The following is a 23,079-nucleotide window of genomic DNA, read 5'->3' as shown; positions in this document are numbered from 1 at the left end:
GGGTGCGTCATGGACTCGTGACGAAGGCGATGAACGGAACCGCGCGCATTCTCGTGATCGGCGGCGGATATGTGGGCATGTACACGGCCCTGCGTCTTCAGCAGAAGCTGAAGCACCAGCTCCGCCGAACGGCGAACGGTTCCGGCCACTCCGGCTCGGGAAGCCCAGGCGCCAACGGCCGCACGGGCTCCGAGGGCCCCGGCACCCCGGGCGGAGTCGAGGTCGTCGTCGTCGACCCCGAGCCCTACATGACCTACCAGCCCTTTCTCCCCGAGGCCGCCGCCGGCTCCCATCTCTCCGCGCCACGTCGTCGTACCCCTGCGCCGCGTCCTGCGCGACTGCCGGCTCGTCGTAGGCGAGGCCCTCTCCATCGACCACGAACGGCGCATCGCCCACGTCAAGACCCTCGCCACCGAGGAGGAGGGCATCGGCTCCATCGAGATCCCCTACACCGAACTCGTACTGGCGCCCGGCTCGGTCTCGCGCACCCTCCCAGTCCCCGGCCTCGCCGAGCACGGAATCGGCTTCAAGACCGTCGAAGAGGCCATCGGCCTCCGCAACCACGTACTCGAACAGCTCGACATCGCCTCCTCCACCCGCAACCCAGAAGTACGCGACGCCGCCCTCACGTTCGTCTTCGTCGGAGGCGGCTACGCGGGCGTCGAGGCCCTGGCCGAGCTCGAGGACATGGCCCGCTACGCCTGCCGCTACTACCACAACGTGCGCGCCGACGAGATGAAGTTCCTGCTCGTCGAGGCCTCCGGAAAGATCCTCCCGGAGGTGGGCGAGGACATGGGCACGTACGCCCTGCGCGAACTGCGTGCCCGCAACATCGACGTGCGGCTGGAGACGCGCCTCGACTCCTGCGAGGACCGCGTCGCCGTGCTCAGCGACGGCTCCCGCCATCCCACGCGCACCCTCGTATGGACCGCCGGCGTCAAGCCGCATCCCGTACTCGCCTCCGCGGGACTGCCGCTCAACGGACGAGGCAGACTCAAGTGCACGGCCCAACTGCGCGTCGACGGCGTCGAGAACGCCTGGTCCGCCGGCGACGCCGCCGCCGTCCCCGACCTTCCTGCCCGGGAGAAGGGCGAAGAGGGAGCCCTGTGCGCCCCCAACGCCCAGCACGCGGTACGTCAGGCGAGACGCCTCGCGGACAACATCGCCGCCACCCTGCGAGGCGAACCCGCCACCGACTACCGTCACGTCTACGCGGGCTCCGTCGCCTCACTGGGGCTTCACAAGGGCGTCGCCCACGTCTACGGGCGCAAGCTCAAGGGCTACCCGGCCTGGTTCATGCACAGGGCCTACCACCTCAGCCGGGTACCGACGATCAACAGGAAGGCACGAGTGCTCGCCGAATGGACCTTGGCGGGGCTCTTCAAGCGCGAGATCGTCTCGCTCGGGTCGCTCGAACACCCCCGTGCGGAGTTCGAACTCGCCGCAAGCGGTGTTTCCCGTCCCGAGAACGGCAAGGACCGTAAACGCAACGGCAGTAACGGCAGCAGCAAGAACGGCAGCGACAGCGAAGACCGCTGAGGACCACAACGGGCACTCGCTCCGTCCGTAGCGACCGGACGGCCGACTCCCGGAGCGCCGGATGAACCGGCGCACGGCCCCTGCGTGATCCAATGTCTGCGCCGCGCACCATGCGGAACGTGTGACCATGAGTGGGCTCGCATCCGCACACAGTGACCAGCACGACGGCTCAGCGGGGGGCCGTCTCCCGGACTACACGAGGAATCGGACGACCGTGAATTTCACCCGCTGGAGCGCCCGACTGCCCGGCACACAGCGGCGCAACTCAGCCGCCCAGGCCGCAAGGGCCGCGGCGGCCAAGGCGCAACAGACGTCCGGCAACGCAGCCGAGAGCGTCGGCGACGACAGCGACGAATCCGCCGGCTCCGACGACGGACCGGATTCGGGCAGTGCCGGCACCGTCCCGTCCGCACGCGCCAGGCGCCGCGGGGGCAGCTCCCCGGCAGAAGCGGAACCCAGCGGCTCGTCATCCCGCACGGCCCACCGGACCCCGTCGGCCTCGTCGTCACCGTCGACCACGGGGCGCACGAACTCCGAAGCAGCCGTAGCGGCAGCAGCGGCCAGCGCCCACGTCACCCGGAGCATCGACGCTCTCTCCGTCCACGACCTGCTGGGCCAGGTCCCGGCCCTCGCCGCCGTCGTACACGGTGCCGACCACCGCATCGCCTACGTCAACGACGCCTACACCGCGGTCTTCGGCCCCCGCACCCAAGGCGACGCGGCCCGCGACGCGTTGCCGGAACTCGTCGAACTCGGTCTCCTCCCCCTCATGGACCAGGTGCTGCGCAGCGGCAAGCCCCGCACGGTCAAGTCACGCCGCGTCCCACGCAGCGCCGACTCCCGGGACAGCCGCGACGCCTTCTACACGTTCACCTGCACCCCCATCACCGCCGACGGCGAGAACGGCGTACTGATCTTCGCCGCCGAGGTCACCGACCAGGTCGAGGCCGCCGAGCGCCTGCGCGCCAGCGAACGCCGCCAGCGCGAGGCCGCCGTCACCCTTCAACGCAGCCTGCTCCCCCAGGAGTTGGAACAGCCCGACGATCTGCGGGTCGCCGCCACATACCAGCCAGGCGGTACGGAAGCCGCTGTCGGCGGCGACTGGTACGACGTCATCACCCTCGGCGCCGGCCGCACCGCCCTCGTCATCGGCGACGTCATGGGCAGAGGCGTGCGCGCCGCCGCCGTGATGGGCCAACTCCGCACCGCAGTACGCGCCTACGCCCGCCTTGATCTCCCCCCTCACGAGGTCCTGCAACTACTCGACGGACTCGCCGCCGAGATCGACCCCAGCCAGATCGCGACCTGCGTCTACGCCGTGCACGACCCCAACGAGGGACTCCTGCACTACGCCTCGGCCGGCCACCCGCCGATCATCGTTCGCGACCCCGACGGCACCGTTCAGCGTGCGCCCGAGCCGACGGGGCCCCCGCTGGGCACCGAAGGCTGGGTGCACACCTCCTGCTCCCTGCCCCTCCCGCCCGGAGGTTCCGCCGTCCTGTACACCGACGGCCTCGTCGAACGGCGCGACGCCGACATCGACACCGGAGTCACCACGCTGGAACGGGCCTTCGCGGGCGCCACCGGCTCCCCAGACATCGTCTGCGACCGCCTGCTGCGCTCCCTCGGCATCACCGCGGAGCACGACGACGATGTCGCCGTCCTCGTGCTCCAGCACCCCGCCCGCACGGGCCCCGACGCCGAGCTGTTCCACAACGCCGCCCTCGACCTGCTCGGCGGCACCGAAGCAGCGCCGCGCGCCCGCGCGTTCGCCTCCGGGGTGCTCTCCTCCTGGCGCTTCCCCGCGGACCTGCACGATGTCGGCGTACTGGCGGCCAGCGAACTCGTCGCCAACTCCCTTCAACACGGCACCCCTCCGATGAGGCTCCGCCTCCGACGCACCGACCGGCGTCTCATCGTCGAAGTCACCGACGGCGACGAGCACTTGCCGCAACAGCGCTGTGCCGAGGCCGTCGACGAGGCGGGACGCGGCATCTCCATCGTCGCCGCCATCGCCTCGGCCTGGGGCTCCAGAAGGACACCCGGCGGGGGCAAGTCGGTGTGGTGCGAGTTCGTCTTGCCGACGTGATCCGACTCCTCCAACGGCCCGCCTTCACCAAGGACCCGCCTACATCTCGTTCCTCCGTCCCTTCGAAAGCGGCCCGACCCGCTCACCGGGCCGGTTCAGACTGCGGCCATCGCCGCCTCACGCTCCTCGGAAGCAGACAGCGCGGTCGCCTCTGCTCGAGTGTCGGAAGTCTGCTGCCCCGTACCGCTGTTGCTCGCCACGACCACGGACCGGTACGGCCTGTCCTGCGCAGCCGTGAGCCGCCGCCCCAACGCCAGCGCCAGCAGGCTCACGCCTATCGAGCAGCCCACCAGCATCACGATGTACAGCCCGTACGCCCCCGTAGCTGCCAGCAGCCCTCCGACGGCCGGCCCCACGGCCAGCGCCAACTGCTTCACCAGCGCGAACGCCGAGTTGTACTGCCCCAGCAACCGCTTCGGCGCCAGGTCGGCCACCAGTGGCGCCACGGTCGGCGAAAGCATCGTCTCGCCCAAGCCGAAGAGCGCGTACGTGGTGATCAGCAGCGCCGTGGCCGCAGCCTGAGCCCCGTGCACAAGGCCGGACGCCCCCGCGGCCACCCAGGCGACCGCCCATATGAGGCCTACGAGCGCCACGACCCGGCTGCGCCGACGCCGCTCCACGAGTCGAAGCACGACGTACTGCGCGAGCACGATCATCGCCGTGTTGGCCGCGAGCGCGACGCCCAGCGTCGACGTCGATATTCGCGTGACTTCCACCGCGTACGCCGACAGTCCCGACTCGAACTGCCCGTAGCAGGCGAAGAACAGCACGAACCCCAGCACGCAGAGCAGCACCATCCGCCGGTCCCGCAGGAGCACCGCCCAGCTATCGGTCAGCGACTCCCTCATCGGAGCCGCCGCCCCACGAACTGCGTCCCCAGCTCGGAACTCGGGGAGCCGGACCGACACGAGCACCAACGCCAGCACCACGAACATCGCCGACTCGATGACGAACAACAGCGTGAACGTCGCCGGACGGTGCTCGTCGACCATCAGCCCGCCGAGCAGACCGCCTACCCCGAGCCCGAGGTTGTTCAGGAAGAACTGCGTGGCGAAGGCGCGCGAGCGACTCGACGTCGTGGAGCACGACACGATCATGGTCGCCAGCGCCGGCTGGATCACGGCGACGCCCGCCCCCATCAACGCTGACGAAGCCAGCGCCGACGATGCGTCCTCAGATATGCCGAACCCGAGCGCCCCGACCATGCCGAGCGCAGAGCCGACCAATGCCACAGGCATCGGGCCCCGACGGTCGATCACGCGCCCCGTGAACGGCAGAACCGCGAGCGCGACGAGAGCGAACACCGCCAGCACCGCACCTGCGGTGCCATCGCCGAGCCCTCGCACTCGCGACACGTAGACGAACAGGAACGGCGCAGTGAAGCCGTTGCCGAACGCCGCCAGGGCGTTCCCGAACTGGATCCGGCGCAGCGCGGCGCCCATCACCGTGGTCACACTCACCTACCTCTGATCAAGTCCCCTCCCAGCGAGGAGACTTCAAAGCTAAAGTTCAGAGCTAAAGACTACATAGGGCAAGGGTTCATGTCCAACGACTTCACGTGGGATACTCCGGACCCATGCCTCCCGTGCCGGACCGACAGCCCACGCTCGACGAGCAGATCGCCATCTACCAGCGCGAGTACCGGGACTTGGACCCGCAGGTGGAGAAGGTCGTCAACGCGCTCAGCCGCCTCGACCGCCGGATGAACGTCGCCTACGGGCGCCAACTCGGCACCCTCGGCCTGGGCCACGCAGAGTGGGAGGTCCTCAAGGAGCTGGTGATGGTCGGCTCGCCCTACCAGTTGTGGCCCGGCACCATCGCCAAGCGCCTCGGCCTCACCCCCGCGGCCATGACCCACCGCATCGACCGGATGCTCGCCCAGGGTCTGGTGACGAGGGAGCGGGACCCGGAGAACCGAGTGCGGGTCATCATCGGCATCACCGATGAGGGCCGTGAGAAGTGGCTCCAAGTAATGCGCAAGGCCTCGGTCTTCGAGGAGGAGCTGCTCCAGGACCTCACCAAGGTCGAGCGCTCGCTCCTGGGCGAGCTGCTTACCCGTCTACTGCGTCGCGTCGAGGACACACAGCCGGACGCCAGCGGCCGTCTGACCGACCTGGACTGAGCTGCTGCCGCCCCTATGGCAGCAAGTTGACACCGCGGACACCGAACCGTATTGTCCTCCGGGTTGCCACGGAGCCCTTGAGCTACCGAGGCGACGCTCTTGCCGTCTGTCGGCAGTCATTGATGATGTGTTGTCCCTGCTTTCGCGGGGCTGCTTTTCGTGTGCCTGGATGTGGGTGCGGAAATCAGTTCGGTGTGGGTGTGTGGCGTCTCGGTTTTGAGGTGTCGGGGGAGTTCATCTAATGTGGCGGTCGCGTCGGAAGGCGTCCCTGCCCGGCTGGGGATTCAGATGCGGGTTTCTGGCTCACGAAACGGCCAGGGATAAACGTCTGATAGTGTCGGGATCACCGAGAGGGAAGCGCCCGGAGCAGCCTGTGAGGGTTGTGATGGAAGCGTCCGTTCTTTGAGAACTCAACAGCGTGCTAAAAGTCAACGCCAGATATGTTGATACCCCGTGCCCCTATGGCTGTATTGGCTGGTAGGGGTGGGGATTTCTTTGAACACAGCGAGGACGCTGGCATGGCCTGGGTTATTCCCCTGGGTTGTGCTGCTCTTCGGGTGTCTTCTTTTAAGGCATTCACGGAGAGTTTGATCCTGGCTCAGGACGAACGCTGGCGGCGTGCTTAACACATGCAAGTCGAACGATGAAGCCTCTTCGGGGGTGGATTAGTGGCGAACGGGTGAGTAACACGTGGGCAATCTGCCCTGCACTTCGGGACAAGCCCTGGAAACGGGGTCTAATACCGGATGGGACTGCTTACCGCATGGTCTGGTGGTGGAAAGCTTCGGCGGTGCAGGATGAGCCCGCGGCCTATCAGCTTGTTGGTGGGGTGATGGCCTACCAAGGCTGCGACGGGTAGCCGGCCTGAGAGGGCGACCGGCCACACTGGGACTGAGACACGGCCCAGACTCCTACGGGAGGCAGCAGTGGGGAATATTGCACAATGGGCGGAAGCCTGATGCAGCGACGCCGCGTGAGGGATGACGGCCTTCGGGTTGTAAACCTCTTTCAGCAGGGAAGAAGCCTTTAAAAGTGACGGTACCTGCAGAAGAAGCACCGGCTAACTACGTGCCAGCAGCCGCGGTAATACGTAGGGTGCGAGCGTTGTCCGGAATTATTGGGCGTAAAGAGCTCGTAGGCGGCTTGTCGCGTCGGATGTGAAAGCCCGGGGCTTAACCCTGGGTCTGCATTCGATACGGGCAGGCTGGAGTTCGGTAGGGGAGATCGGAATTCCTGGTGTAGCGGTGAAATGCGCAGATATCAGGAGGAACACCGGTGGCGAAGGCGGATCTCTGGGCCGATACTGACGCTGAGGAGCGAAAGCATGGGGAGCGAACAGGATTAGATACCCTGGTAGTCCATGCCGTAAACGTTGGGCACTAGGTGTGGGCGACATTCCACGTTGTCCGTGCCGCAGCTAACGCATTAAGTGCCCCGCCTGGGGAGTACGGCCGCAAGGCTAAAACTCAAAGGAATTGACGGGGGCCCGCACAAGCGGCGGAGCATGTGGCTTAATTCGACGCAACGCGAAGAACCTTACCAAGGCTTGACATACACCGGAAAGCTCTGGAGACAGAGCCCCCCTTGTGGTCGGTCGGTGTACAGGTGGTGCATGGCTGTCGTCAGCTCGTGTCGTGAGATGTTGGGTTAAGTCCCGCAACGAGCGCAACCCTTGTCTCGTGTTGCCAGCAGGCCCTTGTGGTGCTGGGGACTCACGGGAGACTGCCGGGGTCAACTCGGAGGAAGGTGGGGACGACGTCAAGTCATCATGCCCCTTATGTCTTGGGCTGCACACGTGCTACAATGGCCGGTACAATGAGTGGCGATGCCGTGAGGTGGAGCGAATCTCAAAAAGCCGGTCTCAGTTCGGATTGGGGTCTGCAACTCGACCCCATGAAGTCGGAGTCGCTAGTAATCGCAGATCAGCATTGCTGCGGTGAATACGTTCCCGGGCCTTGTACACACCGCCCGTCACGTCACGAAAGTCGGTAACACCCGAAGCCGGTGGCCCAACCCCTTGTGGGAGGGAGCCGTCGAAGGTGGGACTGGCGATTGGGACGAAGTCGTAACAAGGTAGCCGTACCGGAAGGTGCGGCTGGATCACCTCCTTTCTAAGGAGCAGCCAGACACCATCTATCGGCCGGGATGTCCCGGTGGTGGTGTCCAGGAGCCTGGTTCATCGGCGCACGTCCGATGCCGGGATGCTCATGGGTGGAACGTTGACTATTCAGCATGGCCGGTCGGGTCGTGTTCTTCAGTACTGTCTCGGTCTCGGGTTTCTGCCCGGGTGGTTTCGGGGCGTGGAACGGGAGCGCGGTGGGCTGGTGGTGTTGGGCACGCTGTTGGGTGTCTGAGAGTGCGGCCGTGTGTGCGGTTGGTGTCTCTTGGTTGCCGGTCCTGGTGTACTCAGGCTTGTTGGTCTGGGGTGGTGGGTGGCTGGTTGTTGTTTGAGAACTGGACAGTGGACGCGAGCATCTGTGGCCAAGTTTTTAAGGGCGCACGGTGGATGCCTTGGCATCAGGAACCGATGAAGGACGTGGGAGGCCGCGATAGGCCCCGGGGAGTTGTCAACCGAGCTGTGATCCGGGGGTGTCCGAATGGGGAAACCCGGCAGTCGTCATGGGCTGTCACCTGCATCTGAATGTATAGGGTGTAGGGGGAACGCGGGGAAGTGAAACATCTCAGTACCCGCAGGAAGAGAAAACAATTGTGATTCCGGGAGTAGTGGCGAGCGAAACTGGATGAGGCTAAACCGTATGTGTGTGAGACCCGGCAGGGGTTGCATGTACGGGGTTGTGGGATGGGACTTCAGTTGTCTGCCGGCGGCTGGGTGAGTCAGAAATTGGTGGTGTAGGCGAAGGGTATGCGAAAGGCCCGGCGTAGAGGGTAAGACCCCCGTAGCTGAAACGTCATCAACTTGCTTGTTCTTTTCCCGAGTAGCATGGGGCCCGTGAAATCCTGTGTGAATCTGGCGGGACCACCCGTCAAGCCTAAATATTCCCTGGTGACCGATAGCGGATAGTACCGTGAGGGAATGGTGAAAAGTACCGCGGGAGCGGAGTGAAAGAGTACCTGAAACCGTGTGCCTACAAGCCGTGGGAGCGTCGCCGTGTGTGCTTGCACATACGGTCGTGACTGCGTGCCTTTTGAAGAATGAGCCTGCGAGTTTGCGGCATGTTGCGAGGTTAACCCGTGTGGGGGAGCCGTAGCGAAAGCGAGTCCGAAGAGGGCGATCGTAGTAGCGTGTTCAAGACCCGAAGCGGGGTGATCTAGCCATGGGCAGGGTGAAGCGGAGGTAAGACTTCGTGGAGGCCCGAACCCACCAGGGTTGAAAACCTGGGGGATGACCTGTGGTTAGGGGTGAAAGGCCAATCAAACTCCGTGATAGCTGGTTCTCCCCGAAATGCATTTAGGTGCAGCGTCGTGTGTTTCTTGCCGGAGGTAGAGCACTGGATAGGCGATGGGCCCTACCGGGTTACTGACCTTAGCCAAACTCCGAATGCCGGTAAGTGAGAGCGCGGCAGTGAGACTGTGGGGGATAAGCTCCATGGTCGAGAGGGAAACAGCCCAGAGCATCGACTAAGGCCCCTAAGCGTGTGCTAAGTGGGAAAGGATGTGGAGTCGCAGAGACAACCAGGAGGTTGGCTTAGAAGCAGCCATCCTTGAAAGAGTGCGTAATAGCTCACTGGTCAAGTGATTCCGCGCCGACAATGTAGCGGGGCTCAAGCACACCGCCGACGTCGTGTCACTCCAACGTGAAGGGCTAACGCCTGTTGGGGTGGGTAGGGGAGCGTCGTGTGCCGGGTGAAGCAGCCGTGGAAGCGAGTTGTGGACGGTATGCGAGTGAGAATGCAGGCATGAGTAGCGATACATACGTGAGAAACGTGTGCGCCGATTGACTAAGGGTTCCTGGGTCAAGCTGATCTGCCCAGGGTAAGTCGGGTCCTAAGGCGAGGCCGACAGGCGTAGTCGATGGATAACCGGTTGATATTCCGGTACCCGTGGCAGTGCGCCAGCGCTGAATCAGGTGATGCTAAGCCCGTGAAGCCCCCGGTGGTTGTCTTCGGACAGCGGCCGGTGTGGTGGAGCCGGTGAACCGAGCTTGTAGTAGGTGAGTGATGGGGTGACGCAGGAAGGTAGTCCAGCCCGGGCGGTGGTTGTCCCGGGGTAAGGGTGTAGCCCGGAGAGTAGGCAAATCCGCTCTTCGTTGAGGGTGAGACCTGATGCCGAGCCGATTGTGGTGAAGTGGATGATCCTATGCTGTCGAGAAAAGCCTCTAGCGAGTGCTGTTGCGGCCCGTACCCTAAACCGACTCAGGTGGTCTGGTAGAGAATACCGAGGCGTTCGGGTGAACTATGGTTAAGGAACTCGGCAAAATGCCCCCGTAACTTCGGGAGAAGGGGGGCCACGGCTGGTGATGAGTCTTGCACTCGGAGCTGGTGGTGGCCGCAGAGACCAGCGAGAAGCGACTGTTTACTAAAAACACAGGTCCGTGCGAAGCCGTAAGGCGATGTATACGGACTGACGCCTGCCCGGTGCTGGAACGTTAAGGGGACCGGTTAGTCCGATTTCGGTCGGGCGAAGCTGAGAGAACTTAAGCGCCAGTAAACGGCGGTGGTAACTATAACCATCCTAAGGTAGCGAAATTCCTTGTCGGGTAAGTTCCGACCTGCACGAATGGCGTAACGACTTCTTGACTGTCTCAACCATAGGCCCGGTGAAATTGCAGTACGAGTAAAGATGCTCGTTTCGCGCAGCAGGACGGAAAGACCCCGGGACCTTTACTATAGCTTGATATTGGTGTTCGGTTCGGTTTGTGTAGGATAGGTGGGAGACTGTGAAGCATTCGCGCCAGCGGGTGTGGAGTCGTTGTTGAAATACCACTCTGATCGTGCTGGATGTCTAACCCGGGTCCGTGATCCGGATCGGGGACAGTGTCTGGTGGGTAGTTTAACTGGGGCGGTTGCCTCCTAAAGGGTAACGGAGGCGCCCAAAGGTTCCCTCAGCCTGGTTGGTCATCAGGTGGTGAGTGTAAGTGCACAAGGGAGCTTGACTGTGAGACTGACGGGTCGAGCAGGGACGAAAGTCGGGACTAGTGATCCGGCGGTGGCTTGTGGAAGCGCCGTCGCTCAACGGATAAAAGGTACCCCGGGGATAACAGGCTGATCTTCCCCAAGAGTCCATATCGACGGGATGGTTTGGCACCTCGATGTCGGCTCGTCGCATCCTGGGGCTGGAGTCGGTCCCAAGGGTTGGGCTGTTCGCCCATTAAAGCGGTACGCGAGCTGGGTTTAGAACGTCGTGAGACAGTTCGGTCCCTATCCGCTGCGCGCGTAGGAGTCTTGAGAAGGGCTGTCCCTAGTACGAGAGGACCGGGACGGACGGACCTCTGGTGTGCCAGTTGTCCTGCCAAGGGCATGGCTGGTTGGCTACGTTCGGGAGGGATAACCGCTGAAAGCATCTAAGCGGGAAGCCTGCTTCGAGATGAGGACTCCCACCCCCGTTGTGGGGTTAAGGCTCCCGGGAGATGACCGGGTTGATAGGCCAGATATGGAAGACCCGTGAGGGTTGGAGTTGACTGGTACTAATAAGCCGAGGGCTTGACCATAGCTGCTACGCGTCCACTGTCCGGTATCTGAAACAACAACCCCGGCAACCATGCTGGCTGGTTGGTTGATATGTGAAGAGTGCGCTGAACACACACGACACAAGGTTTCCCCTTGTTGCGTTGAGCAATGTGGGGGTTGTGTTTCGGTGGTCATAGCGTGAGGGAAACGCCCGGTGACATTCCGAACCCGGAAGCTAAGCCTTACTGCGCCGATGGTACTGCATGCGGGAGCGTGTGGGAGAGTAGGACACCGCCGAACTCCACGTGAAACAGGCCCCGTTGGACTGGAAACAACCCAGACCAACGGGGCCTCTTCGCGTTTGTGGGACTTTGCCAGCGCGGTGCATACGGGCGCTGGGCCGGGGAACGCGATGGGTCTGGGAGTGCACGAGGCGGGGTCGGCGTGGGGCGCCGGCCCCGCCGTTTTGTGTCCGGACTGGGGTGCAATTCGCTGCTTCTGTCCGGGGGATCTGCGGCAGTATCGGTGCTATGGCGTACAAGATCCGGGCGGTGCTGGCGGAGGACTGGGTGCTGCTGCGGGAGTTGAGGCTCGCGAGTCTTGCGGATCCTGTGGCGTCAGTGGCGTTCAACGAGACGTACGAGAACGCGGCGGCGCAGAGCGATGAGTTCTGGCGTCGACGTGCCGCGCAGGGCACCGAGGGGGCGTTGGCGGAGACGTTCATCGGGGAGGACGAGGACGGCGGGCATTGGGCGGGTAGCGCGACCGTGCTTGATGAGGGCGAGCACGCCTATGTGGTGGGGGTGTATGTGCGGCCCGGGCATCGGGGGACTGGGCTGGCCGATGGGCTGTTCCGGGCGGTGGAGGATTGGGCGTGCGAACGGCATTATGTGAGGCGGATGTTGCTGCACGTCCATGAGCACAATGCGCGGGCGGAAGCCTTCTACCGCAGGATCGGGTATGTGCGTACGGGCAGGTATGTGAGCGATCCCAAGGCGCCTGTGCTGAAGGAGTACGAGATGGAGCGGGAGCTGCGGGGGCGCTGAGGGCGCGGGGACTGAACGGCGCTGTCTAGAGGGGGAGTTCGAGCACTGTCGTGAGTGGTGGGTCGAGCCGGCCGGGGGATGACCTTGCGGCCACGCGCCGGCCGTGCTCGACCACGCTTTCGGTGAGCGCGTTGAGGATCGGCATCAACTCGGGGTCTGCGCCCACGATGTAGAGCGTGCCCGTTTCGGCGATGAAGGATTCCAGCGCTATGCGATCCGCGCGGGCTGCCGTACACGCGTTGCGGATGTGGAGTTGGGAGAGGGGGGCGAGGGCGCGGCGGACGAGTTCCGTGGCGTGCTTGCGCCGTTCCGGGTGGCTGGTGAGGGTGGCCTCCAGCTCGCCTGCGGCCCCGGGGGCGGCCTTTTGGTGGGTGCGTAGGGTCTGAACGGGGTCGGACGGGGCCGACTTGGCGAGTGCCCAGCGGTGGACCTCGCGGAAGGGCCGGTCGTCGAGGGCGGCGGCGTGCAGCCAGCAGCGCAGCAGTGTCTCGGCGGCGGTGTGCATCTCGGCGTCGATGGGACGCGATGAGCGCAGCGGCGCGAGGAGTGCCGTGGCGCGGGCGGCGGCTGTGTCGCGGTCGGCGCAGCCGTGGTGCGGGGACCAGCGCAACCGGTTCGGCGTGTCGCAGAGTTGGCCGGGGTCGAAGAGGTGGACGGGGCCGAGCTTTGCCCGGGAGTCCTTGGTCTCCGCCCAGAGCGCGGGGTCGGACGTGGCGACGAGAACGGCGCCGGGGGCCTCCTGCACGCGCGTGTGCGCATCCGCGGCGGTGGCAGCAGGTACGGCGGCTTCGGTGGCCGTGTGGTCGGCGGGGGCCTCGATGGGCGTCGGCGACGCGACGGTGGTACGCGGACGCTCGGCGATCGGTTCGGCGGAAGCGGGCGCGGGCTCCGATTCCCGTTTCGTCAGCGGAGGTTGGGCCTGAGTCTGGGGCTGGGCGGCCTCGTCCTGGGCGGGCTGGGCCCGTACATCGCCGGTCGCCGTCTCCGCCGTGGGGTGTGCCCGGCGGGCGGCACGCACCGCGTGGGCGCGGGTGATGGTGCCGACCGCGAAGATCGTGAGCACGATCAGTATCAGCAACTGCCCGATGAACAAGCCCCAGAAGAGCCCGTATCCGGAGAGCTGAGACGGGGCCACATCCGGCCAGGCGCCGGAGAGGTCGCGGGGGTCGGCCGCGAGGTCTCGCATGGCCATGGGGGTGCGGGTGAAGGAGACGCCTTCCGGCCAGGAGCCGTGTGCGAGGAGGGCGGCGAGACCGGTGGCCGTCCAGGTGAGGACTGTCGTGCCGAGGAGCAGGGCGAGTACGCCCATCAGCAGGCCGTCCGGGATGCCTCCCTGACCGCCGCCTTGTCCGCCTCCCCCTGGTCCTCGACGGTACGGGCCGCGGCGCAGCGGCTGCCGTCCAGGCGGACCCTGCCAGTGGTGCAGTCTGCCGTCGAAACGGCCGTCGTGGCCGTCTCCGCGTCCTCCGGCATAGCCGTAGCCCGTGTCGTAGCCGTAACCGCGGTCGTGGTCGTAGCGGTCGTATTCGTACGGCATGGCTAGGCGACGGTGGAGTTCGAGGACGACGGGGGCTGTTCCATCGCGAGGGCTCGGGCCTCCGCCTCCGCCTCCAGGTCGGCCTCCAGCGAAGCGTCGAAGTCCTCGGGACTGGAGGAGGTTTCGGTCATGGCGCGGTCGGTGAAGACCAGCGGCCTCTCCGCCTCGGTGACCAGGTGCTTGACGACCTGCACATTGCCGTTGACGTCCCACACGGCGATGCCTGGCGAGAGGGTGGGGATGATCTCCACGGCCCAGCGCGGAAGACCCAGGACCTTGCCCGTGGCGCGCGCCTCGTCGGCCTTCTGCGCGTAAATCGTGCGTGTGGAGGCCATTTTGAGGATCGCGGCGGCCTCGCGGGCGGCCGCGCCGTCGACAACGTCGGATAGATGGTGCACCACCGCGACGAACGAAAGACCGAGCCGGCGGCCGAACTTGAGGAGCCGCTGGAAGAGCTGGGCCACGAACGGGCTGTTGATGATGTGCCATGCCTCTTCCACCAGGAAGATGCGCTTCTTGCGGTCCGGCCTGATCCAGGTGTGTTCGAGCCAGACGCCGACGATGGCCATGAGGATGGGCATGGCGATCGAGTTGCGGTCGATATGGGAGAGGTCGAAGACGATCAGCGGGGCGTCGAGGTCGATGCCGACGGTCGTCGGGCCGTCGAACATGCCGCGCAGGTCGCCGTCGACGAGGCGGTCGAGGACGAGTGCGACGTCCAGGCCCCAGGCACGTACATCGTCGAGGGGGACGTTCATCGCCTCCGCGGACTCCGGCTTGGGGTGGCGGAGGCGTTCGACGATGTCGGTGAGGACGGGCTGGCGGTCGGCCGTGGTGGCGTTGACGTAGCTGTGGGCCACCTTCAGAGCGAAGCCGGAGCGCTCGTCCAGGCCGTGGCCCAGGGCAACTTCGATGATCGTACGGAGCAGGGCGAGCTGCCCGGTGGTGGTGATCGACGGGTCGAGGGGGTTGAGCCGGATGCCCTGGTCCAAGGCGGCCGTCGGGTCCAGGCGGATGGGGGTGATGCCCATCTCCTCGGCGATGAGGTTCCATTCGCCGACGCCGTCCTCGCCCTGTGCGTCGAGCACCACGACCTGGCGGTCGCGGAAGCGGAGCTGGCGCAGCACATAAGTCTTCTCCAGCGCCGACTTGCCGTTGCCGGACTCGCCGAGCACCAGCCAGTGCGGGGCGGGAAGCTGCTGGCCGTAGAGCTGGAAGGGGTCGTAGATATAGCCCTTGCCGCTGTAGACCTCGCGGCCGATGATGACGCCGGAGTCGCCCAGGCCGGGGGCAGCCGTCGGCAGATAGACCGCCTGGGCCTGGCCCGTGGAGGTGCGTACGGGCAGGCGCGTCGTCTCCGTCTTGCCGAAGAGGAAGCTGGTGAACGCGTCGGTGATGGCTGTCAGTGGATCGAGCGCCATGGGGAACCCTTCAGCCCTTTCCGCGGCGCATGCCGGCCACAGACGTCGCGGACACCGCGGGCGGTACGGACGACGGCGACGGCAGCGCGCCGGCGTGTGACCGGTGGCAGCGGGAGCACCGGCCCCGGGCCTCGCCCGGGGGTCCGACGGTCGGACGACTGCCGTGCCGGCAGCGGCCGTTGATCATGTTGCGCGCCCTCCTCAGCGGCGGATGCCGGTCGCGAACGGCAGCGTGTTGACGAACGCCCGGTGATGTTCCCTGTCGCACCACTCCAGCTTCAAGTAGCTCTTTCCGGCCGATGCGCGGATCGTGCGCTTGTCGCGGGCGAGGGAGTCGGCCGAACGCGAGGAGACCGTGATGTACCCGACGAGGTTGACGCCCGCGGCGCCCGACGCCAGGTCCTCGCCTCGCTGGTCGACACGGCCGTGCGCGGCGACGTCGCGGGGGTCGATGGTGCGGTTCATCTTCGCCTGCCTGCTGGCTTCGGCGTCGTCGTTGGTCTTCTCCGTCAGCATCCGCTCGATGGCCAGCTCCGTCGGCTCCAGGTCCATCGTGACCGAGACCGTACGGATCACGTCCGGGGTGTGAACGAGCAGCGGGGCGAGGAAGTTGACGCCGACGGGAGTCATCGGCCATTCCTTCACCCATGCCGTCGAATGGCACCACGGTGCCCGCGTCGTCGACTCGCGGGTCTTGGCCTGTAGGTACGTCGGCTCGGTGGCGTCCAGCTCCGCGGGCCATGCGTTGCGCTTCGACATCGCCTGGAGATGGTCGATGGGGTGGTCGGGGTCGTACATGGAGTGGATCAGCGACGCCAGGCGCGCCTGGCCGAGCGGCTGACGCACCCGGATGTCGGCCTCGGTCAACCTCGCGCAGATATCGGTCAGTTCACGGGCCATGATGATCGCCAGGCCCTCGTCCTTCGTCAGCTTCCGGCCGGTGCGGCCCGCCGAGCGCTGCGCCGCCTTTGCGATCGTCGCGCCCTCGGCGGCCAGTTCACGTCCGTAGTGCATGCATGCGACGAGATAGGCCCGGTGCTGCTCGCTGGAGGTGGAGACCATCGACTGAAGCTGGTCGTAGGAGTCGCGCAGCCAGGGTGCGGCGCGCTCGTCGCCGCGCTGCTCGACGTCCTTGGCGTGGGCGTCGGGGTCGGCGGGCAGCGTACGGGCGAGCATCTGAAGGCGCGTCACGAAGCCGTCGCCGTTCGCGACATGCTTCAGCAGCGTGCCGAAGCGGTCGACGAGGGCCTCCTGGTCCTCGCTGTCGCGCAGGCCCACGCCCGGTCCTTCGATCTCTATGCACGCGGTGACGGTGCGCCGGTCGGCGTGCAGCAGCACCGCCAGCTCGTCCGGACCGAAGGGCGCCGTAAGCCAGTTGATGCGGCCCACGCCGGGCGGCGGGCCGACCTCCACCTCGCGGCCGTCCAGCCGGGTGCCTGCCTCGGCGACCCCGGAACGGTATGTGGCGCCGCTGCGCAGCAGCCTGCGGTACGAGCGGTCGATCTCGAACCACTTGTAGAACGTACGGCCCTTGTACGGCACGTAGATCGCCGCGAGCGCCAGCATCGGGAAGCCGACCAGCGCCGGGATGCGGAACGCCAGCACGGGAATGAGCAGGCCGCTCATCATGCCGAGGAACGCGCCCACGATGATCAGGCCGATCTCACCGGTCTCCCGGTTCTTGCCGATCACGGCGTTGGGCCGTGCCCGCCCGATCATGTACGTGCGGCGCGGAGCGGCGGCGGTGTGGGACGCCGTCGTCACCTGCGGTCACCTCCGGTGCGGTTGCCGCCGCCGTTGCCGGCCGGGCGGGGTGGTGCGGAACGGTCGTACGTACGGGGCGCGGGCGGTGCCTGGGGGCGTGGGGCGTCTCCGCCTCCCCCGCCGCGGGTGCTGTGGGCGGCCACGCCGCCGGAGACCTGGCCCGCGGGCTGCGGCTTGGCGCCGGCGCCGCTGTCGCCGCCCGCGCCGGACTGGCCGCCTCCGCCGCGGGCGCTGTGGGTGTTGATGCCCTGGCGTACGAGCGCGGCGGGAGAGGAGACCACGGCCGCGGCCGAACGGGACGCGGGGTCGCGGGAGGCGTTGCGATGGCCCACGATCTCGTCGCCGAAACCGGGTACGAAGCGGTAGATCATGGCGCTGGCGAAGATCGCCAGGATGATGATGGCGAGGCCGGAGACGATCGCGGAGAAGGCGTCCGGTCCGTCCGACGAGGAGAGCGCGCCGGCCAGGCCGAGCACGATGACGATCACCGGCTTCACGAGGATGACGGCGATCATGATGCCTGCCCAGCGGCGGACGTGGCCCCACATGTTCTTGTCGACCAGGCCCGCGTAGACGGCGGTGCCGAGCAGGGCGCCGACGTACAACAGGGCGGCCCTGACGACGAGTTCGAGATAGAGCACACCGGCCGCGAGCACGGAGATCAGCGACACGACGATCAGCATGATCGGGCCGCCCCCGATGTCGTCCCCGCTCTTGAGGGCTTCGGCGAACGTCCCGAAGAACTTGTCCGTCTGGTCGGAGGTGCCCGCGGCGATGACGTCGGTCACCGCGTCGGTCGCCGACACCACGGTGTAGAGGATCAGCGGTGTGAACGCCGAGGCGATGACCGTCAGCCAGAGGAAGCCCACCGCCTCGGTGACGGCCTCGACGAACGGCACGCCGCGCACGGCCCGTTTGGCGACGGCGAGCAGCCAGATCGTGAGCGTGAGGATCGTCGACGCGGCGAAGACGACCGCGTACTGGCGGAGAAACTCGGGGTTGGTGAAGTCGACGTTCGTCGTCTTGTTGACCAGTTCGGAGAGCTTCTCGACCGTCCAGGAGGCGGCTTTGGCGCAGCCCTTGGCGAGGGATGAGAGCGGGTCGAGGGTGCTGGTGGGGTCGGGGGCGGAGCCTCCGCCTGAACCGCCGCCTCCGCCTTCGCCTTCGCCTTTTTCGCAGTATTCCTTGGCGGGGCCGGCCACGAGTTCGCACGGGTCGTCCGTCGGCGCCGCGGAGGCCGAGCCTGAGAACATCAAGACAGCGACCGGCAAGCTCGATACGAGACCTGTGAGTTGAAGTGCCCGACGGCTACGACTAGCGCGCATAGGTGAAGCCTCCGAACTCGTCTACCGCCTTGCTGATCTCTTCAGCCCCTGAGATCGGGCTGTCGCCGCTCACTGGAGTCGGGCCGTTCTTCTGGGTGGAGTCGCCGACCTTCCAATCCCCGCCTGTCCACTCCAACTTGAAGGTGACGGTGAACCAGTTGTTCTTCACTGGCTTGGTCGAGTCCTCGCCCGCGACGCCGAACAACCCCGAGCACCACACGGCAACAGTGGCCGCGTCCTTGTCGAAGCTTCGTACGGTCGTCCCCACAGGCATCGTGCGGTTCACGAAGGTGGAACCCGACGGCGCCTTGCCGTCGTCGTCGATGCCGATCTTCTTGTTCAACTCTTCGCTGTAATCCGCATCGAAGCCCTTTTGGAGCTTCCCCAGCGATGAGGGAGCGCTGACGGCCTTCACGATTTCGTGACGGGTGGCCTTGCTGAACATCCCGTCGCCGCCAAGCGCCACCGCGTAGTTCGCCGCCGCGCTCTCCGCGCCCTGCCGGGACTTGGGGAAGCCGGACGGGATGCCGCCCTTGCCGCCCTTGACGGGCTTCTGGCCCGTCGGGGCCGTCGGCTGGGCCTCGCCGCCTTCCTTGCCGCCCGCGCCGTCGTCGCCTCCACCGCCGCCGCCCTGGTTGGCGAACGCTATCGCCGCTATCAGCAGCACCACCACGCCGACGATGGTGACGAGGCTGCGCCCGGGGCGCACCGGTGGTCTGCCGCCGCCGCCCTCGCCGTCGGGAAGGCGTGTGCGGGTCGTGGTGAGGGCAGCCGGGCCGCGGCCGTAGCCCCCGGCCGCGCCCTCGTCGCCCGTACGGTCGCGCTCGCCGTACCCCTCGCCGCCGATGCTCATCCCGGACGTGCCCCCTCGAACCTCATACTCAGTCAACTGTCGTCAATGCATTGTCTCCTCAAACGAAGGTAGCTGTGCCACTGGCCGTACGGGGGGCCTGTGGATAACGGGTGACGGTGCGTCTTGCCATGCGGTACGCCCCTCGTCCCACGCGTCTCACTAGGCCCGTACGCCTCTTTCCCGCCTCCTCTGTGACGGGGGCGCGCCGGGGGCGTACGGAGGCGTCGGGGTACGCATGGGGTGAACATGACCGCGGGTGCTCGTCGTCGGCGGGTGTTGTGCGTACTTGTCGTTCGTGGCCGACGCTCGTGATTCCCCGTGATCTCCCGTGATTCCCCGTGATCGCCCGTGACCGGAGTTCGTGATCGACGTTCGTACTCGGCGTGGGGCGCTCATGACGGAACCGTCGCGGATGCTCATCCCGGAACCGAGTAGTCGTACTCATGCGGCCCGTCTTCCGCGACGGCACTCTGCCGTCATGACCACACCGTCCGTTCAACGGCCCACCACGGCCGCCTTCTTCGTCCAGTCGGCGATCGCCTTCGGCATCTCGCTGACCGCTCTGCTCGTCGGCATCGCGAAGCTGCCGGTCGGTGCCTGGGAGCGCAGTTTCCTGGGGCTGGGCCTGGTCTTCGTCGTCTCGTCGGCCTTCACGCTCGCCAAGTGCGTACGCGACAGGCAGGAGGTGGAGGAGATGACGAGCAAGGTCGACAGGGCACGCGTCGACAAACTGCTCACCGAGCAGGACCCGTTCGAGCAGGGCCGTATCTGAACGTTACGGACGGCCCCGGTCCTTCCGGCAGAGCTCGGGCCGGTCAGTCCTCGGGCCGGTCAGTCCTCGGGCCGGTCAGTCGGGCGCGCCCAGACGCACCCGGCCGGAGTCGTCCACGGACCATCCGGGGTTGTAACAGACCTCCCAGATAACGCCGTTGGGGTCGGCGAAGTGGCCGTGGTAGCCGTCGAAGACGGGCACCGGCTGCGGGGACTTGACCAGGCGGGCGCCCGCCTGGACGGCGGCGTTCACCACCTCGTCGACGGCTTCCGGGCTGTCCACGTTGTGTGCCAGCGTCAGACCGGACGTGCTCGTCTCCGTCACGGCTCCGGCGACGTCTTCACGGAACTTCTCCTCGACGAAGAAGCCGAGTACGAGTCCGGGTCCCGTCTGGAAGAAGATGATCTCGCCTGGAACGTCCGCGAGCGGCTGCCAGCCCAGCCCGTCCCGGTAGAAGGTTCGGGAGGCGTCGAGGTCGGGCGTCGCGAGGGTGACGAAGTGTGTGCGCTGCTCCATGCGTTGAGTCTTGCACGGTGCCGCGCGGCGGCGGCGTATCGGCGGGCGACGCGGTTCATCGGCGCGTGCGGCCCCGGGTCAACGTCCGTGTCCGGGACCGGAGTTCGTTCTCTGCTTCGGCCGACTCGCCGCCGCCTGCGGTGCGTTGTCTCCTCGCCGGGATCGCGGCCGCTGCTTCATCCACAGGCTGTGGAAAGTCGAACGGGTCGCCGCCCCCGCGCCCGCAAAGGTCCGTTCGTGAGCATTGTCGACCGTTTACGCACGTTTCCAGTAGCGGCACGGCTGCCGGTCCCCGTACGAGCCCGCACCCGGGCAGCCGTCAGAAGCAGACCCGTTCCAGCCAGAAGTCCAACAGCCCCGCCTCGCCCAGCACTTCGACCCTGCCCCGACCCGCGGGGGCCCGGCGGAGCATGACGAGCAGCAGGTCCGTGAGCGGGCCGCGCACCGCGGTGGTCGCCTTCTCGTGGGCGTGCTCCCAGACGAACCCCTCGTCCCCGATGCGGATCAGCCACTCCGTCGCGGCTGGACGCGGCTCCGGGAACGAGGCGTCGGTGGCGTGGAGATGGAGGGTCTCCCCGGCGTGCTCGCGGAGCGAACGGAGTGCGGGCCACCGCGTCAACGCCTCCCGGCTGGAGGTGAGTTCGAGGAACTCGTCGATGCAGTCGGCCGCGAGGGCGGCCGGGAAGCCGGCCGCGGCTCGGGCGGCGATGTCGGCGGCGTCGGCCCCGTCAGCCGCATCGGCCTCGTCGGCCGGTTCGCCGGGCGAGCTGCCGGCGGCCGCTGCCGCGTCCACGCGGTGCACGAGCGTCTCATGGGTCCTGCGGCGCGCCCAGAACGCCGCGTGGCGGTCGCCGGTGAACGTCCAAGCCGGGGATTCCTCACCGGCCACGCGCAGTTCGTCGGAGACGAGTTGTGCGCTCTCGGAGAGCCAGTTGCTGAGCGCCTCCGCGTAGGCGTCCGGGGCGACGTGAGCCTCGGGGACGCCCGGCGGGCCGCCGTGGCCGGGGATGTCGTCCACGGCGAGGAAGGAGGTCGCCCTTGTGCGTACGACCTCTGCCGCCCTGCGGTGACCGTTGCCGAGATGTACGGCCAGGTCGCGAACCGTCCAGTCCGGGCAGGTGGGCACCCGGGAGTCGAGCTTGACGCCCTTGAGGGTGTCGCGGAAGAGCCGCGTCTGCTCGATGATCTCGGCGCAATATCGGTCGAACGCAAGGGCGTTGGTCATGCCCGAAGCCTACTGACCGGTTGTGCCAGGAGTTGAGCAGCGGGGGCCATGCCCGGAGGGGCCGTCGTGCCTCCCTGTCGGGACCCCTCGGGCCGACCGTCGCCGGGCTCCTAGGGCAGCCCGCCGCAGGGCCGGTCGGTCGCCCGCCCAGCCGGTCCGATCGGACGTCGCCGCCCCTTCGGCGACCGCCCTCACCGCTTGCGCGCCAGCGTGACGCCGTCGCGCAGCGGCAGCATGACCGACTGCACGCGACTGTCCGCCGTGATCGTGTCGTTGATCTGCCGGATTGCCCGGTCGTCGGCGTCCTGAGCGGACGGGTCGACGACGCGGCCCCCGCGCAGCACGTTGTCCAGCACGATCAGCCCGCCCGGCCGCATCCGCGGGACCAGCTCCTCGTAGTACGTCGGATAGCCGCTCTTGTCGGCGTCGATGAACGCGAAGTCGACGGTCTCCTCGACGGGAAGGGCCCGCAGCGTCTCCACGGCGGGGGCGATTCGCAGGTCGACACGGTCCTCCAGCCCGGCGCGCTCCCAGTAACGGCGGGCCACCGACGTCCACTCCTCGGAGACGTCGCACGCCAGCAGCCGGCCGTCGGCGTTGAGCCCGCGTGCGATGCAGATCGAGGAGTAGCCGGTGAAGACGCCTACCTCGACCGCGAAGGCCGCCCCGGTCAGCCGCACGAGCATCGTGAGCAACTCGCCCTCGTCATGCGTGATCTGCATCGACGTACCCGGCACGAGCTGGTGGGTCTCCTCGACGAGGTCGCGCAGGATGTCGTCGGCGGGGGAGGCGTGCGCCAGCAGATAGTCGTCGAGTGCGGGGTTGACGATGTCCATGGGTCTCCGGGGAGTCGGGGTGTGCCGGTACGGGAGTGCCGCAGGTGAGGCCGGTACGTGGATTACGGGAACGACCGCCTTACGGGACCGTACCGGGCGGGGCGGCGGCGCTCGCAGCAGCGGGCCGGGTGTGCACCCGTAGGGCGAACTACAGCCGGTGGGACGGGAGTTGCGGGCGGCAGGGAGGCGAGGTGCGGAGCCACGGGGGTTCAAGTGGCCCTGGAACGACGGCGGTCGGCCGCCTGACGCTCCGGCGGCCCTCCGGCGGCTCTGCGGAGGACGTTCGGCGACGACCCCGGCAGCCCCGCGGCGCACGGCGCCACGTGAGCGAAATCACCGCCGAATTCGCCCTGTCCGCAAGGTCGTTGGGCTCCCGCCCGCGGATCGCGGCCGTAGCGGGACGAGAAGCCCTGGACGGTCCCGTGAATGGAAGGCCCTTCAGCGGCGCTCGCAGACGCCTCGGTCGA

General features: G+C 66.8%; 13 protein-coding genes, 3 rRNA genes and 1 pseudogene. 8 read left to right on the top strand and 9 right to left on the bottom strand.

What is annotated here, in order from left to right:
- Positions 1–29 precede the first annotated feature (29 nt).
- A pseudogene (locus MMA15_RS12345) lies at positions 30–1,539 on the top strand (NAD(P)/FAD-dependent oxidoreductase).
- A gap of 214 nt (positions 1,540–1,753) precedes the next feature.
- Positions 1,754–3,628, top strand: a complete 1,875-nt coding sequence (locus MMA15_RS12340) for an ATP-binding SpoIIE family protein phosphatase (protein ID WP_241059352.1) — start codon at positions 1,754–1,756, stop codon at positions 3,626–3,628.
- Between the two features lie 95 nt (positions 3,629–3,723).
- On the opposite strand, the gene MMA15_RS12335 is transcribed toward MMA15_RS12340, so the two are convergent.
- On the bottom strand, positions 3,724–5,070 hold the full coding sequence (locus MMA15_RS12335; protein WP_241059350.1) for an MFS transporter: 1,347 nt from the start codon (positions 5,068–5,070) through the stop codon (positions 3,724–3,726).
- A 134-nt stretch (positions 5,071–5,204) separates the two neighbouring features.
- Between MMA15_RS12335 and MMA15_RS12330 the strand changes: the two genes are divergently transcribed.
- The 5 genes from MMA15_RS12330 (at position 5,205) to MMA15_RS12310 (ending at position 12,363) form a co-directional block, all read left to right on the top strand.
- Positions 5,205–5,750 carry a MarR family winged helix-turn-helix transcriptional regulator gene (locus tag MMA15_RS12330; RefSeq protein WP_241059348.1) on the top strand — a complete coding sequence of 182 codons (546 nt, stop codon included), beginning with the start codon at positions 5,205–5,207 and terminating at the stop codon, positions 5,748–5,750.
- Between the two features lie 575 nt (positions 5,751–6,325).
- Positions 6,326–7,861: ribosomal RNA gene (locus tag MMA15_RS12325) — 16S ribosomal RNA — on the top strand.
- A 368-nt stretch (positions 7,862–8,229) separates the two neighbouring features.
- Positions 8,230–11,358: ribosomal RNA gene (locus tag MMA15_RS12320) — 23S ribosomal RNA — on the top strand.
- Positions 11,359–11,500: 142 nt separating this feature from the next.
- Positions 11,501–11,617, top strand: a 5S ribosomal RNA gene (rrf, locus tag MMA15_RS12315).
- The 16S, 23S and 5S rRNA genes sit together here, the layout of an rRNA operon.
- A gap of 230 nt (positions 11,618–11,847) precedes the next feature.
- Complete coding sequence (locus MMA15_RS12310; RefSeq protein ID WP_241059346.1) at positions 11,848–12,363, top strand: GNAT family N-acetyltransferase; 516 nt, start codon at positions 11,848–11,850, stop codon at positions 12,361–12,363.
- A 25-nt stretch (positions 12,364–12,388) separates the two neighbouring features.
- Here the strand turns inward: MMA15_RS12310 and MMA15_RS12305 are convergent, their stop codons facing one another.
- The 5 genes from MMA15_RS12305 to MMA15_RS12285 form a co-directional block, all read right to left on the bottom strand.
- Positions 12,389–13,900 (bottom strand): site-specific integrase, encoded by a 1,512-nt coding sequence (locus tag MMA15_RS12305; protein WP_241059344.1) that lies wholly within the window; start codon positions 13,898–13,900, stop codon positions 12,389–12,391.
- Between the two features lie 2 nt (positions 13,901–13,902).
- Positions 13,903–15,321 carry an ATP-binding protein gene (locus tag MMA15_RS12300; protein ID WP_241059342.1) on the bottom strand — a complete coding sequence of 473 codons (1,419 nt, stop codon included), beginning with the start codon at positions 15,319–15,321 and terminating at the stop codon, positions 13,903–13,905.
- Positions 15,322–15,522: 201 nt separating this feature from the next.
- Positions 15,523–17,085 (bottom strand): SCO6880 family protein, encoded by a 1,563-nt coding sequence (locus MMA15_RS12295; RefSeq protein WP_241059340.1) that lies wholly within the window; start codon positions 17,083–17,085, stop codon positions 15,523–15,525.
- Entirely contained in the window at positions 17,082–18,410 is a 1,329-nt protein-coding gene (locus tag MMA15_RS12290) for a hypothetical protein (protein ID WP_241059338.1), read from the bottom strand. Before MMA15_RS12290 ends, MMA15_RS12295 begins: the two co-directional genes overlap by 4 nt.
- Positions 18,400–19,263, bottom strand: a complete 864-nt coding sequence (locus MMA15_RS12285) for a DUF8175 domain-containg protein (protein ID WP_241059336.1) — start codon at positions 19,261–19,263, stop codon at positions 18,400–18,402. The genes MMA15_RS12290 and MMA15_RS12285 overlap by 11 nt, the downstream gene beginning before the upstream one ends.
- A gap of 478 nt (positions 19,264–19,741) precedes the next feature.
- On the opposite strand from MMA15_RS12285, the gene MMA15_RS12280 reads away from it, so the two are divergent.
- Complete coding sequence (locus MMA15_RS12280; RefSeq protein ID WP_241059334.1) at positions 19,742–20,035, top strand: YiaA/YiaB family inner membrane protein; 294 nt, start codon at positions 19,742–19,744, stop codon at positions 20,033–20,035.
- Between the two features lie 75 nt (positions 20,036–20,110).
- On the opposite strand, the gene MMA15_RS12275 is transcribed toward MMA15_RS12280, so the two are convergent.
- The 3 genes from MMA15_RS12275 to MMA15_RS12265 form a co-directional block, all read right to left on the bottom strand.
- Complete coding sequence (locus MMA15_RS12275; protein WP_241059332.1) at positions 20,111–20,551, bottom strand: VOC family protein; 441 nt, start codon at positions 20,549–20,551, stop codon at positions 20,111–20,113.
- A 319-nt stretch (positions 20,552–20,870) separates the two neighbouring features.
- The gene (locus tag MMA15_RS12270; protein ID WP_241059330.1) at positions 20,871–21,776 is read right to left on the bottom strand and encodes a maleylpyruvate isomerase N-terminal domain-containing protein; all 906 of its coding nucleotides are present in this window, start codon (positions 21,774–21,776) and stop codon (positions 20,871–20,873) included.
- A 191-nt stretch (positions 21,777–21,967) separates the two neighbouring features.
- Positions 21,968–22,612 carry an O-methyltransferase gene (locus tag MMA15_RS12265; RefSeq protein WP_241059328.1) on the bottom strand — a complete coding sequence of 215 codons (645 nt, stop codon included), beginning with the start codon at positions 22,610–22,612 and terminating at the stop codon, positions 21,968–21,970.
- Positions 22,613–23,079 lie beyond the last annotated feature (467 nt).

It is taken from the genome of Streptomyces marispadix (genome assembly GCF_022524345.1).
Taxonomy (GTDB): Bacteria; Actinomycetota; Actinomycetes; order Streptomycetales; family Streptomycetaceae; genus Streptomyces; species Streptomyces marispadix.
The sequence above is the reverse complement of the archived record's forward strand: the minus strand, read 5'-3'. Positions and strand labels throughout refer to the sequence as shown.

Excerpts from the sequence above, each read along its gene's own strand:
- MMA15_RS12335 (WP_241059350.1), bottom strand. The coding sequence starts at position 5,070 with ATGGGCGCCGCGCTGCGCCGGATCCAGTTCGGGAACGCCCTGGCGGCG.
- MMA15_RS12330 (WP_241059348.1), top strand. The coding sequence starts at position 5,205 with ATGCCTCCCGTGCCGGACCGACAGCCCACGCTCGACGAGCAGATCGCC.
- MMA15_RS12310 (WP_241059346.1), top strand. The coding sequence starts at position 11,848 with ATGGCGTACAAGATCCGGGCGGTGCTGGCGGAGGACTGGGTGCTGCTG.
- MMA15_RS12305 (WP_241059344.1), bottom strand. The coding sequence starts at position 13,900 with ATGCCGTACGAATACGACCGCTACGACCACGACCGCGGTTACGGCTAC.
- MMA15_RS12300 (WP_241059342.1), bottom strand. The coding sequence starts at position 15,321 with ATGGCGCTCGATCCACTGACAGCCATCACCGACGCGTTCACCAGCTTC.
- MMA15_RS12290 (WP_241059338.1), bottom strand. The coding sequence starts at position 18,410 with ATGCGCGCTAGTCGTAGCCGTCGGGCACTTCAACTCACAGGTCTCGTA.
- MMA15_RS12285 (WP_241059336.1), bottom strand. The coding sequence starts at position 19,263 with ATGAGCATCGGCGGCGAGGGGTACGGCGAGCGCGACCGTACGGGCGAC.
- MMA15_RS12280 (WP_241059334.1), top strand. The coding sequence starts at position 19,742 with ATGACCACACCGTCCGTTCAACGGCCCACCACGGCCGCCTTCTTCGTC.
- MMA15_RS12275 (WP_241059332.1), bottom strand. The coding sequence starts at position 20,551 with ATGGAGCAGCGCACACACTTCGTCACCCTCGCGACGCCCGACCTCGAC.
- MMA15_RS12270 (WP_241059330.1), bottom strand. The coding sequence starts at position 21,776 with ATGACCAACGCCCTTGCGTTCGACCGATATTGCGCCGAGATCATCGAG.
- MMA15_RS12265 (WP_241059328.1), bottom strand. The coding sequence starts at position 22,612 with ATGGACATCGTCAACCCCGCACTCGACGACTATCTGCTGGCGCACGCC.